This window comes from Peribacillus sp. NPDC097224, assembly GCF_044761985.1.
Lineage (GTDB): Bacteria > Bacillota > Bacilli > Bacillales > DSM-1321 > Peribacillus.
Window position 1 is genome coordinate 324212 of record NZ_JBIWDK010000002.1, and the last position, 15928, is coordinate 340139.

The following is a 15928-nucleotide window of genomic DNA, read 5'->3' on the forward strand; positions in this document are numbered from 1 at the left end:
CGAAAAACAATGGATAAAACAGGGCAAAAACTGTTAAAATAGAGGGAAGATTTAAAATACATATAAGTAGGCCCACGTTTGCACAGCTGGTCTTTATAAAAGGCTATATCTCTCAACTACTATAATGAGAGGGTTCAATGATAGTTGATACCATTCCCTTGAAAACCTGGATGGTAGAAGACACTGTATGGGTTAACAAAGCTTATTCTGCGGGATAAATAGAACTAGTTTCGAGGTGGTAATGATGATCGGTGAGCGTGTTAAAAAGCTGCGGGAAGAAAAGAAAATGTCGATGACTGAACTAGCCGAGAAAGCAGGGGTAGCCAAGTCTTACTTAAGTTCGCTCGAACGGAACTTACAAACGAACCCTTCCATTCAATTTTTGGAAAAAATCTCTGCAGTGCTTCATGTTCCTGTTGATGCCCTTCTTTACGATGCTCCCAATAAGGAAATCCTGGATACCGACTGGATAAAAATCGTTGAAGATGCCATGCATTCAGGTGTTTCAAAACAACAATTCCGAGAATTTATTGAGTTTAACAAATGGAAAAAGAGCAACGAATAGAATAGTAGATAGAAAGTATATCAATCTATTTACGCAAACGAAAGCATCCCTATAAACAGCCATGCTCAATACTGTTTATAGGGATGCTTTCCACATCTTTCTCATTTTTCGCAATTCCCCTTCGATGACTCCCGTGCAAGATAATCACGGATCTCTTCTTTCGTTAATCCTAAGCTTTTTGCCTCCAAAATCAACGTCATCCACTCTTGATCCATTTCCGTCGTAATCATTTTATCAACCTCCTAAAATACTACCTTGTATTTCAGGCAGACCAGCCATCTTAGCTCCTTACAGCCTTAGACCTGTGCCTTTGCGCCCTCACCTTTCGATAAGTTTGCCTTTTTCTCGATAAATATTACTAAATGCATAGTTTACAATCTTATTATAGGGAATACACCCTACATATGTTGCTAGTTTATGTCGCCAGTTACCCAAAATAAGGAAATGTTTATCGACAAATTACAACAAGTAGGAGAAAATCAAGGATGGATTTACATAAAAACAAAAGATCACGTTCGCTTATTCAGATAATAAAAAACCTTGCTCTTTTCATTCAGGCGATGAGACATATTAATTCGCTCCACCGACAGGGCATCAAAGGCCTTTTGCACGGTCAAATCCTCGCCACAGGTCGGACAAAACCAGTTCCCCATTTCCGAACTACTAAACGAAGCCCTATTGCATGTATGGCAATTTTTCCGAAACAACATCCCATCCCCTCTACACCTTATTAACCACTTGTTCTTTTTAAAGAACGATTAAGTTGATTATATGCCAAATTAAGGGAATATAGGAATGGGTATAAAAAGCTATTTTTCTCATAAAAGAACGCTTTTTGTTCGTTTTAAAGAAAAGTAAATTTACTCTACTTCATTTGAGAACTCCTGTTATGAAAGGAATATACCTTCTTAAATTTTTGAAACAGTCTTAAATTCGAAAAAGAATCCGTTACCTTATACCTATATCGATAAATAGAAAAGGAGCATGCCTAAAAAGCACCGCCCAGAGTCTGGACGGTGCTTCCATGCATTTCATGATTAAATTAACTTGGTTCTATTAATCCGTATCGTCCATCTTTCCGGCGATACACGACGTTGGTTGTATTCGTATCCGCATTCGTGTAAACGAAGAAACTGTGACCAAGCATATTCATTTGCAGAATCGCTTCTTCACTGTCCATCGGCTTCAAATCGAAGCGTTTGTTACGGACCACTTCAATATCGCTGTCATCTTCGAATTCATCCGCCACTTCATCGACTTCCGTAGCAAAAGCGAATGCTTCCGGTGTATTGGTTAAGTTGTTGCGGAACTTTCGGTTGACCTTCGTTTTATGTTTACGAATTTGGCGTTCTAGCTTGTCATTGATCAAATCAATTGCGGCATACATGTCCGCATTTTCTTCTTCAGCGCGAAGAACCAAATTCTGCATCGGAATCGTCACTTCGACCTTGGACGTATTATTGTTCACTTTCAAATTCACTAGCACATTTGCATCTGGCGTATTGTTAAAATATCTTTCTAACTTGCCAATTTTCTTTTCGACGTATTCTCGAATTGCTGGAGTTACCTCAATGTTTTCACCGCGTACGTTGTAATTCATAAAGTGAGTCCTCCTTAAATTAAGACTATACAGTTAGATTCTACAATACCCCTCCGGTTTCCTTTAGAAACACATCATGAAATATGTCGAAATTATGAAACAATTGTCGGAAGGTTTGAAAAAGGTTGATGTCTACCTTAGCTCTATTATACCAAACACTGCCCAATAAAGAAAAAATTAGCCATCGTAATTCACAGAAATTTTAGAAAAAAATTTACACAAAAACCGTTTGAAATTCAAACGGTTTGGGTAAGGGTTTATTTCTTTTTGTCGTAAAACATACCATCCGTGGAAAGATTCTCATAAGGATTGGTGTACTTATTTGAAGTTTTCTTTTTCTGGTTCAATTCCTTTATATCCCGCTGAATCTCTTGCTTTTGGAGCAACAACAATTGATCGACCTGCTGATTCAGAAGCATGGATTGACGCCCCAATTGTAGCTCTTCATCAGAAAAAGGCGGCTTGATATGCGAAAGAAACGCTTCACGACGGTCAAGCAACTTTGTGATTCGCTCGATTCGATCATCGCGTTCGACAATATTTTGGTCCTGCAAGACGGTTAGTAATTCTGTTGTGACATCATGAAAGTCTTGAAGCACCATCAAACTTGACCACTTTGGACGAATTGGTTTTGGCGGTTCAATTGAATGGCTTCCTTCCATGTGTTACGGAACTCGGTAACAAGCCCCTCCACTTCTTCTAGAGCTGCGATATCATTCTTCAAATTAGCCTCAATCAGACGACGATTCATATAATCATAGAGGCTCATCAAGTCTTTCGATACGGCTACATCCATATTCAAGGTCACCATCAGCTCATGAACGATGTTTTGCGCCTTTAAGATATTCGTATTCTTTTCTTCGATCTTACCCGCTTCAATGGCTTTTTTTCCAAGTAGAATGAACTTCAGGCATCCGTTATAAAGCATGAGGGTAAGCTCCCCCGGAGACGCTGTATTCACTGAATTTTGTTGATAGGATTGGTATGGATTATTAATGGCCATTTTCTTTTCATTCTTCCTTTCTTACTTAGCTAAAATATTGCGATAAACTGGAACTTTGACTATTGGCTCTTGATATCGCTTTCTCCATGGCTGTAAACTGATTATAGTAACGGGTTTCAAGTTTGATTAGCTTTGCCTCGAATGTGGAAATTCTGGTATCCAGCCCATTGACCGATTTCCCAATGGTAAACATATTATTTACATAACCGGCCTTACCTGCTTTTTCTGTAATCACCTTTATGGATGATTGGATATCAGCACGCAAACGCCGTGCTAAACCTTGCGAACTTTTATCAGTACTATTCCCCTCAGTCATGAATAATTTATAAATCGCATTAGGATCTTCTGAAATGGCTGCACGCAGTTTATCCTCATCAATGGTAAGTTTGCCACCTTCTAAGTAATTCTTAGTTGTGGTAATCCCCAAGCCACTGAGCGTGTTATTCCCTGTCATACCACTTACCGAGGTATAAAGAGAAGACCTCATCGTTGTGAGAAGATTCTTTAGAGTAGAGTCATTTTTCAATGTCCCACTCTTCGCCTTCTCTTCCCAAAGCTTCACTTCATCTTCGGTCATGGCCTTCTTTTGCTCTGTTGTAAGAGGCGTATAGGAACGATATTTCGATTCACTAGTTTTGTCTTGAATGTTTTTGATGATTTCGTTGTATTTGTTCACGAACTGAGTGACCGTGTCTAAAATAGTGTCCACATCAGCTTTGGAGGAGAACGTAACAGCTTCCGTTGTTGGTTTCTTCACGGTAATTTCGGCACCATTGATTTGGAAGGTGTTTGATGGCCTTGAAATTGTGAGGCCGTTGTACTCTACCGTTGCGTTGGTTCCATTCGTTGCACTAGTACTCATTTTAAAAACATCTGTAAAAAGTTCACCCGCTAATTCAATTTCAGGTCGATACGTTCCATCATTATTCTTAGCATCACCCGTATTCTTAGCTGTCATTGAAAATTTTTGAGAGCCTTGGTCAAAAAAGACCGTTACTCCTGAATTTGCATTAATTTTTTCAATGACACTTTCTAAAGTATCATTCGGATTAATCTCAAGAGTGTATGGCTTCTCTATAACTTTTCCACCAGAATCTAGCTTCTCTTTACCATTTTCATCTCGTTCCGTATCTATACCACCATTTTTATTAACCGCCAATATAGTAATTGTTTGAGGTACCGTTATTCCCAGGTCTGTTAACTTCTGTTGGGCATTTTCAACATCCGTCTTTCTAGAACTTGTCAAACGTGCTGCTGTAGCAAGGGTCGTTACATTTATCTTCCCCGTAAAATCACTTGTTGAATTAATATTCCGCACAGATACTGCATCTGGATTTGATACAGACACCGTTTTTTTGATAAACGAAGATTGTTTTCCAACTCCATCTGAGATCAGTTTATCCAATTCAGATAATGCTGTATTGACCGTTCGATAATCATCTCGTTGCCACTCAGAATATTGCTTTTTCTGCGTTAATTTATCCAAAGGCACTCGTTCTGCCTGCATCATACTTTTCACTATATCATCTATATCCATCCCACTCGCTAATCCGCTGACACGTACCATCATTCATCACCTGCTTATATTTTTTCGTCTACCATTATCCCGACAAATTCCGTCATTGCGGCATAAAAGTCTAGAAGCTTTTTTGGAGGAATTTCTCTGATTGTTTCATTTGTTATGTCATCAACGACTTTAACATAATACTCGTCCAGTTTTTCATGATATTCAAAGCGTACCGCTGTATGTGTTGGATTTAGAAAGGTATTTAAACTTTCAGTTACCTCCTGAACCTTCTCTTTCGTTGGCTTGTCATTTGACTCTACACTTTGTTCTGAATATGCTACTGTATTGATTTCTCTCTGATAATACGTACTGATTCCTTCTGAGATTGCTGTTCTAAGTTGCGAGGAAAGAATATTCGTCGATAGACTCTCCAACATCTTTTTTTGCCTCCAATAAGATATCTTTACTTTTTATATCGGTATTTGCCAGTTAATATTTAGTGATTGGAATGGGGTTACGTAGATTTAGCGAATATCAGAAAGGGTTCATTTTAAAATTATTTGAAGGCAACTCTTTTATTTGAGAAAAATAGTAAGCACGAGAAGACCCTAGCTAAAAAACTAGGATCCGCTTCATATCATCAAATAGTGACTGGTCACTCCAAAAAGTAGCTGATCAACTCAATATAGAAGGTCATAAAACTAATAAGGGAAAACAGTTTACCAAGGTTCAAGTAAAACGAATTTTAGATCGTGAAGATTTTTATAAAGGGACATATCAATATGGAGATGTTACCACCTCACAAGGTCAACATAAAGCCATTTTGTAATCCGAATTTTAGTTTGGTAGATAAGAGAGTGTTAGACTAACGTATCATTGCGAGTCTCCTTTATTGGCGGGCTAACGCTATAACTGACGCTGTCACATTCTCTTATTAACAATAAATAGAAATTACTTAGGAGGAATCATCTGAATGAACCAGCTAGACAGAACTAAATGCGTATTTGTAGGAGTAGACCTACATAAAACCAATCATGTTGCAGTATTAACTGACTGTTTTGGAGATAAAATTAAGACATTTAACCTAAAGAATGCATTCTCTGCTTTTCCTGCATTCGTTGAACAAGTGAAGAAGAAGTCAGACGGGAAAGAAATTGTATTTGGTTTAGAAGATGCTAATTTTTATGGTAGAAGTCTTGCCAGATACCTACTTGACTCAGGTTTTATAGTAAAGGAAGTTAACTCTTCTTATACAAAGAAACAAAGAAGTATTGGAACTAATCACAATAAATCTGATGAGCTTGATGCTCTTGCGGTTGCCAAAACTCTTATTTTTGAATATAAACATCTCCCTTTTGCCGATCCTCAAGATGTATATCTTGCCATCAAACAAACACTCAATACTAGAAACAATTATGTTCAAATGACAGCCAATATCAAAATGTCACTTCAGAATATCCTTGTTCATCATTACCCCATGCATAAAGAATTTTTTAAGGATCTAGAAAGTAAAACGGCAAAAGGTTTCTTCAAGAAATATCCTTCACCTAACTTACTTGAAGCGGTCACAGAGCGGGAACTGATGGAAGACCTAAAAAAATTTAATAAATCAGTACCTAAAAAGAAGGCAAAAGAGATATTAGAAGCTATTGATAGTAACGGCTGGAATAAGACAGATTATCAGAAGGAACAAAATGAAAGTGTGATATCTTTCATAAATTCCCTCGAACATATAGAAAATCAGATTGATGGTCTTGATAAAACCCTTGATAACTTAATCGAAGTAACAGGATATCCGCTCAAGACTATAAATGGTATTGATACAGTACTGGCAGCTACCTTCATAGCCAATATAGGAGATGTCAATAGGTTTCCTAAGGCAAATAAACTAGCTAAATTGGCTGGAATAGCTCCACTGGAACACAGTTCGGGGGAGAGCCAAAGAAATTATTTAAACAAATTAGGTAACAGAGAACTTAACAAAGCCTTCTACTCCCTAGCCTTAACACAAATTAGAAAAAATATGAACCCAATCATGTATGAATACTACCAAAGTAAAATCAAAGAGGGGCGCAAGAAGAAACAAGCCATGGTCTATGTAGAAAGAAGGCTCGTAAACATAGTATTTAGTATTATGAAGACTAAAACACCTTATAGACAGCCTGTATTAGAGAATGAGAGTGCATAAAAAGAGACCCTAGGAAAATCCCTAGAGTCTCTTTTTTTAGCCAATCTAAGCCGTGGGGCGAAGATTAACGAAGTAATTGAAGAACGCCTTGCGGTTGTTGGTTAGCTTGAGCCAACATTGCTTGGGCTGCTTGAGAAAGAATAGAGTTCTTAGTTTGGTTCATCATTTCTTTCGCCATGTCTACGTCACGGATACGAGATTCCGCAGCAGTTAAGTTTTCAGAAGATGTGCTTAAGTTGTTGATTGTGTGTTCTAATCGGTTTTGGTTCGCACCAAGTTTAGAACGTTCAGCAGATACTTTATCGATTGCTAATTGAATCTTAGTCACTGCAGCAGCTGCATTTCCATGTGTTGAAACATCAAGAGCTGCTTCTGTTACAGCTGAATCTGTACCATTCGTTACTGAATCTGCAGAAGTAAATCCTGTAGTACCAGATGTTCCTGTAATACCTAAATTAGCTGCACGCATGTCACCGATTTCTAATGTTAAGCTTTGGTTTTCATTAGCACCAATTTGGAATTGAAGTCCAGCACCAGCCTCAACTTCTTCAGTTGCTAAGACTGCAGCAGCTCCACCAGTAAGATTTGTTTCAGAAGCTACAGATTGTGCAGTAGAACCTTTACCAGTTGCAACAGCTACATCAACATTAATACTACCTACTCCATCAACTAAAGTTTTAATTGCATCAGCTGTTACGGGTAGTGCCACGCTTGATGCATCTGTTCCTAAAGTAATTGTAAGTTTGCTTCCACTTAGTGCCGCTGCATTCGGTGTACTTACGCCGGTACCTTGTACAATCTCTACTGAAATTGAGTTCCCAGCAGTCCCAGCAGTTTTCGCAGTAAAAGTCAAATCACCAATGGCTACTTTTGATGATTGTGCTGAAGTAATTTCATCTCCAATTGCTACAGCAGCAGTTGCAGAATCTTTAGAACCGTTTAATAACTTTTGAGTGTTAAATTCTGTTGTATTACCAATTCTGTTTATCTCAGAAGTTAAAGAATTGATTTCTTTTTGAATTTCACCACGGTCACTTGTTGTATTAGTATCATTAGCTGATTGAGTTGCTAACTCACGCATACGTTGTAGGATATCATGTGTTTCGTTTAGTGCACCCTCAGCAGTAGATATCAAAGATATTGCATCTTGTGAGTTTTTAGACGCTTGGTCTAATCCACGAATTTGTCCACGCATCTTCTCAGAAATTGCAAGACCTGCCGCATCATCACCAGCTTTGTTAATTCTCATACCTGAAGCTAATTTCTCCATTGATTTAGATTGTGCAGAAGTTGCACTTGATAACTGACGATGTGTGTTAAGAGCTGCGATATTGTGATTGATAATCATTTGTATTTCCTCCTTGAGTTTTCAGTTCCCACATCCATGTGGTTTTTACGATGAGTAGTGAATAAGTCGGCCGCCTATTTCACTAACCAACGTTGTATATATAATATCGACAGTCTTAGAAACATATTTAGCAGTTTTTAAGATTCTTTCTTAAAATATTCATTTATTTTTTCCAGCATATTGGTTTCTGTTTTAGTGGCTTCATTATTTTCTTGCTGAATAGACAGGTAAACTTCTTTTCTGTGAATATCCACATTCTTCGGAGCATTGATACCTACTTTTACCTGTTCACCTTCTATTGCAAGAACAGTAATTTCTATATCATTCCCTATCATGATCGATTCATTTTGTTTTCTAGTTAAGACAAGCATTAGTATTCCCCCTGTTCTACTTCTAGAGGTTCAATAAGCAAGTGCTTATTCAAATATCCACTACCATTCATGATGAACTGCTTCCCTGTTTTTTTATCGCTATTTAAAATAATAGGAGCTTGAAGATTAGCAGTTGTTTGATTAAAAGGATCCTGAATTGTTAAGATGACAAGCGTGATGACTTCTTTTTCTGTTTCTATTTGTAAGGTAGAAAGTACTTCATCAGTCAGCTTCACTTGATAATCACGAAAAGTATCAAAAGGATTCGTTACGATGAAAGCAACTGCTTTTGTTTCAATAGATTGGAGAACGAAAAATGGTGTTTCTTCTAATGGTAATAAACAAAACTGCTTTTCCTCCAGAAACCCCGGTATCCCGCTTTCAAATCTATAAATATCTTCCTCTGATATTTCTATTTCACCATGAAATTTTGTTTGCCTTATCATATATGTCTTCACTCACCTATCTCATCTGGAAATAAGTTAACAAAATTTATATCCAGCGAATTTTTTTGTAGAACTTCTACTTTCGTATTACCTGGCGTATATTCATGGGTCGGTCTATTAATTTGAACATCAATGTTTGGTTTTTGTGGAGTGACTTCAATATCGACTTGGGCCGGTTGATAATCTAGCTTTACACTAAAATGTGAAGGAATCCAACCAAGATTGAATTGCTTCTCCGGACCTTTACCGTTCTGTTTCGCTTGAGAAGCTATCGCATTCCCACCGTTTTCAATATGCCTCAATTCCGTCCCCTGTTGGGATCTTCTTGCCATACCAGCCAGCCAATCCTGATACCCCTGCTGGGCAAATTCCTCCACTCGCTTGGATAAGCTTTTCAAATCCATATCTTCTCTAGCCTTTGATTGATCGATTGTCAGTTTTCCAGGGGTTGTCTGGATCTCCAAAATCGCTTTTGGCTGTTCTATCGATAAGTCTGCTGCTTTTTGTTCTATTTGCTGTACCGGCTGCTCGATATTCAGTCCGATTTGCATCGATGTAGACTGCAAACGAATTTGTGGCATTTGCATCTTCATCACTCCTCTCTTTATAGAAAAAAGCTATCCGGTTACGAATAGCTTAGCGTAGAAAATCTAGTAAACTCGGTTGCATGATTTTTGCGCCGATACTTAAGGAAGCACTATGAACACTTTCTTGGGTCGTTAAATTCATGATGGCTTTTTCGATATCGACATCCTCGTTTTTCGAAAGGATTTCCGTAGCAAAAACCTCTTGTTGACTTAGACGATCAGTCATTAACTCAATTCGATTCTGTCTCGCACCGACCTGGGCCTGCGTAGCTAAGAAGCTGTCAATTGTTTTATCAAGTTCTGCCAACATCGCACCAACATCACCATTGCCTTCGAGCGCATCAATTGTTTTTTGAATACTACCTCCAGTGGCAAGAGCATCTCCAAATACCTTAGATCCGTCAGTATTGATTTGAATCGATATCCCAGAAAACACTTCAAGCTCAATAGCCCCTGTACCATATTTTATTTTCCCGGAATCGACGATAGTCTTTCCGGTATCATCCAACACTTCCCCACTAATAGAAGGTTTCACATTTGTATTCTTTCCATTAAAGATATACTTACCGCCAATCTGTGTATCACCGATACTCACAAGATGTTCTTTCAATTGTTTGATTTCTTCTGAAATATTACTCTTCTGATTTTCTTCATACGTCCCATTACTACCTTGCACGGTTAACTCCCGAATCCTTTGCAGTGCAGAAACAGCTTCGGTAATCGCATCATCCGTACTATTGATCCAGTTTTCTGCTTCCGAAATGTTGCTCTTATACTGCTGGATTTGATTAAGGTTGGTTCGATATCCCATGCCCATCATCGCTGCGACTGGATCATCTGAAGGCTTCGAGAATTTCTTTTGCGATGAGACTTGTTCCTGCAGTTTGCCCAACTTTTCATAGCTGCTGCTAAGATTGGTTAACATATTATTGGTTAGCATCGATTGCGTTACGCGCATCTATATTCACTCCTATTATCGGCCTACGGTTCCCATTCCGTTAATGATTTTATCAAGCATTTCGTCGACCATCGTTACCATTCTTGCCGATGCATTGTAGGCCTGCTGGAATTTGATCATATCAGTCATTTCCTCATCCAAGGATACAGAACTGACAGATGCCCTATTCTGGTCAACGGATGCCGCAAGCACCGACGAGTTGGAAAGGTTCTTTTGGGCACTTTGAGAATCAACACCCAAATTCCCGATAATTCCGGAATAATAGGTATCAAAAGAACCCGTTAGTTTCATTTTCTTTAAATCATCTATCCCAGTCGAAGTTTTGAATGTTTCATAGTCACTAAAAGCTTTCTTTTTTAAATCAGCCAATAGTTTCGCATTTTCATTATCCCCGGATGCCCCACTCTTTTTCCCAGCCGCAATTTTAGAGGAGTCCGCTAAAATATCATTACTTACCTTAATGGTTTGAGCGGCATTCTTAGTTCCATCGCCTAATACGAAAAAGTCAGAGCCTGTTGCTTCTGTTGTATTATTTCCTTTTAACACATACCCACCCTTATGAATCGCATTAAATTCATTCACAAAAGCCTTCGTCATGTTATCGAGCTTTTGCAACATGTCGGGAAACGTCCCCCCAGTTGTGCCATCACTCTTCTTATATCCGAAGCTTTCAATCAACCCAGCCAGTTCTCCAGAAAAATTGAAGTCCGTCATCGTTTTCGAACCAAACTTCACTCCATCTACCGCACCTGACGTATCATCATAACTCACTTCAACTTTCGCCGTTCCAAGCATGCCCGTCTTGTTCACACTGACTAGATTGATGGGCGGTACGTAAGAGGAGCCGTCTTTATTCATTAACTCGATGTTGTATAGTCCTGTCGCAACGTCGCTTGCTATGCCGTAAGCGCTTGGTTTGACGCTTTTTACATTGATGCTGACAAGCTGCGATAGGTTGTCGACGAGCACGTCCCGTTTATCGTAAAGGTCATTCGGAATATAGCCATGCGGCTCGACTTTACTGATTTGCTGGTTCAGTTGATCGATGCTGTCGATGATCGTGTTGATTTCGTTCGCTTTTACATTGATTTGGTTGCCAATGTCCGTTTTCACGCTTGTTAACGAGTTGTAGTAGTAATTCAATGTATCTGCGACCATCACGCCTGTGGAGGCCACGACTTCACGGGCTCCGGAGTTCTCCGTATTGGCCGTTAATCCTTGTAATGAGTTCCAGAACTTCTCCATCGTTGCAGCCAAGCCGCTGTCGGTTGGTTCGTTCATGATGCCTTCCATTTTCGATAGTGATTCGCTCATGGCGCCATAATAACCGATTTTATTACTTTGTGTTCTGTATTGCGCATCCAAAAAGCTGTCGCGGATTCGTTGCACCGTTTCTGCCTCTACACCCGTTCCGATTTGCCCCGCTACAAGTGGGCTATTCATCCCGACGGTAGGAAAACCGGATGTTTGCTGCAGGTTGACCCGTTGCCTTGAATAGCCTACCGTATTGGCATTGGACACGTTATTTCCCGTCGTATACAAGGCACCTTGCGAGGTGGATAATCCACGCTTTGCTGTTTCGAGCCCCATAAAGCTTGAAATCATAAGTTCAAACCTCCATTATTTTCTCTATCTTACGCTTTCGAATCAAACATGCCCAAGCCGCTTTTCGCAGCCTTCTTGGCCGTCTTGCCATAATTCATATTCTGATTTTGCGGCCGTAGCATATTCAGGGAGACATTTATAAATTGAAGAGATTGATAGATTAACTGCTGATTTAAGCTATTTTGCTCTTTCAACTGAGCAACCTCTTCCATCAGTTCCGTTTTTAAGTGTTCAAGTGCAACCGTTTCAAGCGGATCTGTGAATTTCGTTACAGTTGAAATTGAAGCCTCCTGATTCGCTGCGCCATTTGCAGTAAGAAATCTTTCCACAGCGGCTTCTCTTTCTTGATCCGTTTGGCTGATCGCTTTAATATGCTTTTGTTCATCTATCAGCAGGACGGAGATAGCCTCCGTGTCGCTGGCTTTCAAGATGTTCGTTTTTCTTTGCGCCAATTGGTTGAAGCTTTTATGAAGGGCAACCAATTTTTCAAGCGAGTCGATGATCTGTCGTGCAGACATGTTCGTTGCCTCCTCTGCTCATAGATGATGGACGGAATGCGGTTTCCGTCCATTTTAATCAAACGTTTGATTAAGGGTTATTTTCGGTAGAAATCGATTAATCCCTTGGCTGTTGCCTCTGCATTGATCTTATAGGTTCCGTTTTCCACTTGGATTTTCAGTTCATCCACCTTCGCCTGTCTAGCAGCTGGAATGGGTGATAATTGCTGCATCTCTTTTGCGGCTGAAGATATTTCCACCTTGTCTGAGGGGTTGACCTTGGAATCTTTGACATTCCCCACTTTATTGATTTGAGTATTATAGGGATTCACACCCGTTACACCGACGTTATTGATTTTCATATTCCAGATCCTCTCCTTCGGTCGATTATTTTTATCTATTCTTATCAACATCCACATATTTACGATTCCTTTAACAGGCGATGAGAAAGACTCACGGCTGTGTTTATTATCCATACTAGTATTATCGACAAGGAATAGATTTATTTGATGATTTCAGGGAATCTTTCCTTCGACATCCTTTGTCGAATTTCGTTCTCAATACAGAATATTCTAACAAAATTCCAGCCAAGAAGCTAAGATATACACTTTATAGTTCTTTCGTAAAGTATGTATTTTTTTTATCGCGTTGCTCAATCTCAAGGCGCCGCTTTTCTTCATTCTCATACGTTTCCAAACCCGTACGAATGGACTGGCTGCATGCATCACATAGTCTCCCGCTCCGGATGACTGTCCCGCACTTTTCACAGGGAACGCCCAGGTTCGGAAATTGAGCAATTCTCAGCTTTCCCGTTTTCACAAATTTAATGATCAATTCTTCCTCGACACCTGTCGCATCCACCACCTGTACCATGGACGCCGTACGATTGCTTTTCTTGCGGATGTATTCATACACCTGATCAAATTGCGCTTCTTCTTCTTTATAGCAAGCATCGCAAACATCGCGAAATTTCGATTTAACAAATAACGAGTTACAATTCGGACAGTTGGATAAATCCATTTCGGGTGTCCCCCTCGACTATATTCTTATACTGTATATATCGAATGGAATAAGCGATACTTTAGGCGTTTGTAAAAAATACTCACTATTACCTAGCTAGCGTGATCGAGGAAATATCTCCCGCACCGGCAAGTTTCAAGGCTTTCGCGGCATGCCTTAGCGTCGATCCGGTCGTGTAAATGTCATCCACGATTACAATCGATTTGTTCTGTATCGCGTCCGTTTTGATAACTTGAAAGACTTGTGGCAATGATATCCGCTTCTCACGTGACTTTTTCGATTGCTTTTCGGTATGAAGGCGTGTAAGGAGCTCCATTGTTTCAAGACCCAATAGATCTGTTAAGGCTTGTGCCTGATTGAACCCACGCTCCTTCAACCGCTCCCCGCTAAGCGGAATCACCGTCACGATATCATATTTCAGGTCCTTCATTCTTTCTCTTAAAAAGGGGACGAAGGCTTCAGCCAATGCGTAATCTCCTCGGTACTTATACTTCGCAATGATGTCTTTCAGGAATTCATTATAATGAAATAGCGAGATGTTCTGCGTTAAATGCCCTTTCCACTTTTCATCTTTTTCCCATCTCACACAATCTAAACATCGATCCCCCACCCGAAACTTCTCATCCAACTCCCGAGAGCACATCGAACAGGTCTCGCCACTTATCACCTCAAGCCTTGATTCACATTCCTCGCAGATCACTTTCGCTTCAACCTTCAGAAATAAACTCCTCCAAGTCAGGACGTCCTTCATCTCTTCATCACAGAATAAACATCTACGCATCCAGCATCCCCCTTTTCCTGGCCTCCAGGTTCATCCTTTCAATATGGTGAATGCTCTCTAGCATCGCCCGGCTTTTTCCATAATGAAAAAACGTGACCGTGCCCCTCGGATAAGCAGAGCTTCTGCCCACACGTCCGGCAATCTGGACGAGGGCACTCTCGGAAAACACCTCATGTTCAGCTCCAATCACTGCCACCTCCAGACGTTCGATTGTGACGCCACGCTCCAAGATGGTCGTCGTCAATAACCCTGGCACTTCGCCATCCCTTAAAGCCTGCACCCTTTCCTTTCGCTCCGGATGCTTTGAATGAACGGCTTCCACTTTCGGGTCCAGCTCTTGAAACAGAGGAAGCACCTGCTCCATCACTTCAATACTCGGGAAAAACAATAAAAGGGGCGTCTTTTTCTGTAGGCGATCGCTTACCCACTTCTTGATTACAGGGGGAATCCTTTTTTGGAGGAACTGCTTTTGCCAATTGCCAACCCACTTCATTTCAGGTACAGGAATGGGTTGCCGGTGATAGCGTGCCGGAATGGTCACTGCTTGCAGTTTTCCGTTTTGGTAAGCTTGTTGCATTGGTTTGGATGGTGTCGCCGTTAAGTAGATGGTGGTCGAAGTTGGTTTCTTGGATTTCTGGACCGCATCATGCAGCGATTTATCCATGGAGTAGGGGAACGCATCGACCTCATCAATGATGATGACATCGAATGCTTTGGAAAAGCGAAAAAGCTGATGGGTAGTGGAAACGGTAAGGGGGGATGGTTTATGCCGATCTTCGCTCCCCCCATAGAGGGCGGATACTTCGATTGCCGGGAAAGCCCTTTTTAACCGGGGAGCCAGTTCTAGTACGACATCGGTACGGGGTGTCGCGATACAAATCCGATTCCCAGCTAGCAAGCCTGCCTCGATTCCTGCAAACAGGACTTCCGTCTTCCCGGCACCGCACACGGCCCATACGAGGAATTCCCCGTTCTTTTGGATGGCTTGAACAACACAGTCCGAGGCCGTTTGCTGGCCTGCCGAAAGTGTTCCCTCCCAGCCCATGACCTGGTCCGGAATAGGGAAAGTGAGTGGAGGACCACTCCAACTGTATAATTTGCTACATTCACTGACCCGCCCCATCATGATGCAGGACCGGCAGTACGTACAATCTTGATGGCACACTTTACATGGGAACGTATAAAACAAGGAAGGATCCTTGTTCCCACAGCGTATGCATGTGAAGCGCCCATTCTCGCGCCGTACGCCATTAATTTCTGAAACATGGCCTATTGTAATATGTTCAGTCAGGAGTTCTTTGGGGAAAGGGATTTCCGCTGCCAACAGCAGCCGTCCAGTGAGGTGTTTCTGAAGTTCTTTTGAAAAGGGGAGAGTATTCACATTCCTACCTTCTTTCTTGTAAACTGATGGCTCTTGATTAGAATTCTCGCATTCTATAAGTGAATCCTTTT

At 40.6% G+C, this 15928-nt stretch carries 20 protein-coding genes, 1 pseudogene and 1 riboswitch; of the genes and pseudogenes, 3 read left to right on the forward strand and 18 right to left on the reverse strand.

The window, feature by feature from the left end:
* Positions 1-244 precede the first annotated feature (244 nt).
* Positions 245-565, forward strand: coding sequence for a helix-turn-helix domain-containing protein (locus ACIQXR_RS05105; protein WP_402870625.1), 321 nt, complete (start codon positions 245-247; stop codon positions 563-565).
* A gap of 101 nt (positions 566-666) precedes the next feature.
* Here ACIQXR_RS05105 and ACIQXR_RS05110 read toward each other — a convergent pair whose 3' ends face one another.
* The 7 genes from ACIQXR_RS05110 to flaG form a co-directional block, all read right to left on the reverse strand.
* Entirely contained in the window at positions 667-795 is a 129-nt protein-coding gene (locus ACIQXR_RS05110; protein ID WP_402991245.1) for an anti-repressor SinI family protein, read from the reverse strand.
* Positions 796-827: 32 nt separating this feature from the next.
* Positions 828-914: riboswitch (cyclic di-GMP riboswitch) on the reverse strand.
* 160 nt (positions 915-1074) lie between these two features.
* Positions 1075-1272, reverse strand: a complete 198-nt coding sequence (locus ACIQXR_RS05115) for a hypothetical protein (RefSeq protein ID WP_403079600.1) — start codon at positions 1270-1272, stop codon at positions 1075-1077.
* A gap of 335 nt (positions 1273-1607) precedes the next feature.
* The gene (gene hpf, locus ACIQXR_RS05120; protein WP_403079601.1) at positions 1608-2165 is read right to left on the reverse strand and encodes a ribosome hibernation-promoting factor, HPF/YfiA family; all 558 of its coding nucleotides are present in this window, start codon (positions 2163-2165) and stop codon (positions 1608-1610) included.
* A gap of 257 nt (positions 2166-2422) precedes the next feature.
* Complete coding sequence (gene fliT / locus ACIQXR_RS05125) at positions 2423-2767, reverse strand: flagellar protein FliT (protein WP_483878324.1); 345 nt, start codon at positions 2765-2767, stop codon at positions 2423-2425.
* A complete protein-coding gene (fliS, locus tag ACIQXR_RS05130; RefSeq protein ID WP_403079604.1) occupies positions 2767-3168 on the reverse strand; it encodes a flagellar export chaperone FliS in 402 nt (133 codons plus the stop codon). Before fliS ends, fliT begins: the two co-directional genes overlap by 1 nt.
* A gap of 25 nt (positions 3169-3193) precedes the next feature.
* Positions 3194-4738, reverse strand: a complete 1545-nt coding sequence (locus ACIQXR_RS05135) for a flagellar hook-associated protein 2 (RefSeq protein WP_403079605.1) — start codon at positions 4736-4738, stop codon at positions 3194-3196.
* 11 nt (positions 4739-4749) lie between these two features.
* Positions 4750-5112 (reverse strand): flagellar protein FlaG, encoded by a 363-nt coding sequence (flaG, locus tag ACIQXR_RS05140; RefSeq protein WP_402991236.1) that lies wholly within the window; start codon positions 5110-5112, stop codon positions 4750-4752.
* Between the two features lie 215 nt (positions 5113-5327).
* Between flaG and ACIQXR_RS05145 the strand changes: the two are divergent.
* Positions 5328-5504: pseudogene (locus ACIQXR_RS05145) on the forward strand (recombinase family protein); the annotation flags it as partial.
* A 144-nt stretch (positions 5505-5648) separates the two neighbouring features.
* Entirely contained in the window at positions 5649-6863 is a 1215-nt protein-coding gene (locus ACIQXR_RS05150) for an IS110 family RNA-guided transposase (protein ID WP_403079607.1), read from the forward strand.
* A gap of 64 nt (positions 6864-6927) precedes the next feature.
* Here ACIQXR_RS05150 and ACIQXR_RS05155 read toward each other — a convergent pair whose 3' ends face one another.
* The 11 genes from ACIQXR_RS05155 to ACIQXR_RS05205 all read right to left on the reverse strand — a co-directional run bounded on the left by ACIQXR_RS05155 (position 6928) and on the right by ACIQXR_RS05205 (position 15857).
* Complete coding sequence (locus ACIQXR_RS05155; protein WP_403079608.1) at positions 6928-8211, reverse strand: flagellin N-terminal helical domain-containing protein; 1284 nt, start codon at positions 8209-8211, stop codon at positions 6928-6930.
* 137 nt (positions 8212-8348) lie between these two features.
* The gene (csrA, locus tag ACIQXR_RS05160) at positions 8349-8582 is read right to left on the reverse strand and encodes a carbon storage regulator CsrA (protein WP_403079609.1); all 234 of its coding nucleotides are present in this window, start codon (positions 8580-8582) and stop codon (positions 8349-8351) included.
* Positions 8582-9028, reverse strand: a complete 447-nt coding sequence (fliW, locus tag ACIQXR_RS05165) for a flagellar assembly protein FliW (protein WP_403079751.1) — start codon at positions 9026-9028, stop codon at positions 8582-8584. The genes csrA and fliW overlap by 1 nt, the downstream gene beginning before the upstream one ends.
* A gap of 8 nt (positions 9029-9036) precedes the next feature.
* Positions 9037-9615, reverse strand: coding sequence for a DUF6470 family protein (locus tag ACIQXR_RS05170; protein ID WP_403079610.1), 579 nt, complete (start codon positions 9613-9615; stop codon positions 9037-9039).
* 49 nt (positions 9616-9664) lie between these two features.
* Positions 9665-10573 (reverse strand): flagellar hook-associated protein FlgL, encoded by a 909-nt coding sequence (gene flgL, locus ACIQXR_RS05175; RefSeq protein ID WP_403079611.1) that lies wholly within the window; start codon positions 10571-10573, stop codon positions 9665-9667.
* A 15-nt stretch (positions 10574-10588) separates the two neighbouring features.
* A complete protein-coding gene (flgK, locus tag ACIQXR_RS05180; RefSeq protein WP_403079612.1) occupies positions 10589-12178 on the reverse strand; it encodes a flagellar hook-associated protein FlgK in 1590 nt (529 codons plus the stop codon).
* 29 nt (positions 12179-12207) lie between these two features.
* Positions 12208-12696 carry a flagellar protein FlgN gene (locus ACIQXR_RS05185; RefSeq protein WP_403079614.1) on the reverse strand — a complete coding sequence of 163 codons (489 nt, stop codon included), beginning with the start codon at positions 12694-12696 and terminating at the stop codon, positions 12208-12210.
* Between the two features lie 77 nt (positions 12697-12773).
* Positions 12774-13037 (reverse strand): flagellar biosynthesis anti-sigma factor FlgM, encoded by a 264-nt coding sequence (gene flgM / locus ACIQXR_RS05190; RefSeq protein WP_402954641.1) that lies wholly within the window; start codon positions 13035-13037, stop codon positions 12774-12776.
* A gap of 247 nt (positions 13038-13284) precedes the next feature.
* A complete protein-coding gene (locus ACIQXR_RS05195; protein WP_403079616.1) occupies positions 13285-13695 on the reverse strand; it encodes a TIGR03826 family flagellar region protein in 411 nt (136 codons plus the stop codon).
* 88 nt (positions 13696-13783) lie between these two features.
* The gene (locus ACIQXR_RS05200) at positions 13784-14476 is read right to left on the reverse strand and encodes a ComFC family protein (RefSeq protein WP_403079617.1); all 693 of its coding nucleotides are present in this window, start codon (positions 14474-14476) and stop codon (positions 13784-13786) included.
* Positions 14469-15857, reverse strand: coding sequence for an ATP-dependent helicase ComFA (locus tag ACIQXR_RS05205; protein ID WP_403079619.1), 1389 nt, complete (start codon positions 15855-15857; stop codon positions 14469-14471). Before ACIQXR_RS05205 ends, ACIQXR_RS05200 begins: the two co-directional genes overlap by 8 nt.
* Positions 15858-15928: the final 71 nt, after the last annotated feature.

What these genes read in the sequence shown, in the direction of transcription:
- ACIQXR_RS05105 (WP_402870625.1), top strand. Translation starts at nt 245, where the DNA reads ATGATCGGTGAGCGTGTTAAAAAGCTGCGGGAAGAAAAGAAAATGTCG.
- ACIQXR_RS05110 (WP_402991245.1), bottom strand. Translation starts at nt 795, where the DNA reads ATGATTACGACGGAAATGGATCAAGAGTGGATGACGTTGATTTTGGAG.
- hpf (WP_403079601.1), bottom strand. Translation starts at nt 2,165, where the DNA reads ATGAATTACAACGTACGCGGTGAAAACATTGAGGTAACTCCAGCAATT.
- fliT (WP_483878324.1), bottom strand. Translation starts at nt 2,767, where the DNA reads ATGGTGCTTCAAGACTTTCATGATGTCACAACAGAATTACTAACCGTC.
- fliS (WP_403079604.1), bottom strand. Translation starts at nt 3,168, where the DNA reads ATGGCCATTAATAATCCATACCAATCCTATCAACAAAATTCAGTGAAT.
- ACIQXR_RS05135 (WP_403079605.1), bottom strand. Translation starts at nt 4,738, where the DNA reads ATGATGGTACGTGTCAGCGGATTAGCGAGTGGGATGGATATAGATGAT.
- flaG (WP_402991236.1), bottom strand. Translation starts at nt 5,112, where the DNA reads ATGTTGGAGAGTCTATCGACGAATATTCTTTCCTCGCAACTTAGAACA.
- ACIQXR_RS05150 (WP_403079607.1), top strand. Translation starts at nt 5,649, where the DNA reads ATGAACCAGCTAGACAGAACTAAATGCGTATTTGTAGGAGTAGACCTA.
- ACIQXR_RS05155 (WP_403079608.1), bottom strand. Translation starts at nt 8,211, where the DNA reads ATGATTATCAATCACAATATCGCAGCTCTTAACACACATCGTCAGTTA.
- csrA (WP_403079609.1), bottom strand. Translation starts at nt 8,582, where the DNA reads ATGCTTGTCTTAACTAGAAAACAAAATGAATCGATCATGATAGGGAAT.
- fliW (WP_403079751.1), bottom strand. Translation starts at nt 9,028, where the DNA reads ATGATAAGGCAAACAAAATTTCATGGTGAAATAGAAATATCAGAGGAA.
- ACIQXR_RS05170 (WP_403079610.1), bottom strand. Translation starts at nt 9,615, where the DNA reads ATGCAAATGCCACAAATTCGTTTGCAGTCTACATCGATGCAAATCGGA.
- flgL (WP_403079611.1), bottom strand. Translation starts at nt 10,573, where the DNA reads ATGCGCGTAACGCAATCGATGCTAACCAATAATATGTTAACCAATCTT.
- flgK (WP_403079612.1), bottom strand. Translation starts at nt 12,178, where the DNA reads ATGATTTCAAGCTTTATGGGGCTCGAAACAGCAAAGCGTGGATTATCC.
- ACIQXR_RS05185 (WP_403079614.1), bottom strand. Translation starts at nt 12,696, where the DNA reads ATGTCTGCACGACAGATCATCGACTCGCTTGAAAAATTGGTTGCCCTT.
- flgM (WP_402954641.1), bottom strand. Translation starts at nt 13,037, where the DNA reads ATGAAAATCAATAACGTCGGTGTAACGGGTGTGAATCCCTATAATACT.
- ACIQXR_RS05195 (WP_403079616.1), bottom strand. Translation starts at nt 13,695, where the DNA reads ATGGATTTATCCAACTGTCCGAATTGTAACTCGTTATTTGTTAAATCG.
- ACIQXR_RS05200 (WP_403079617.1), bottom strand. Translation starts at nt 14,476, where the DNA reads ATGCGTAGATGTTTATTCTGTGATGAAGAGATGAAGGACGTCCTGACT.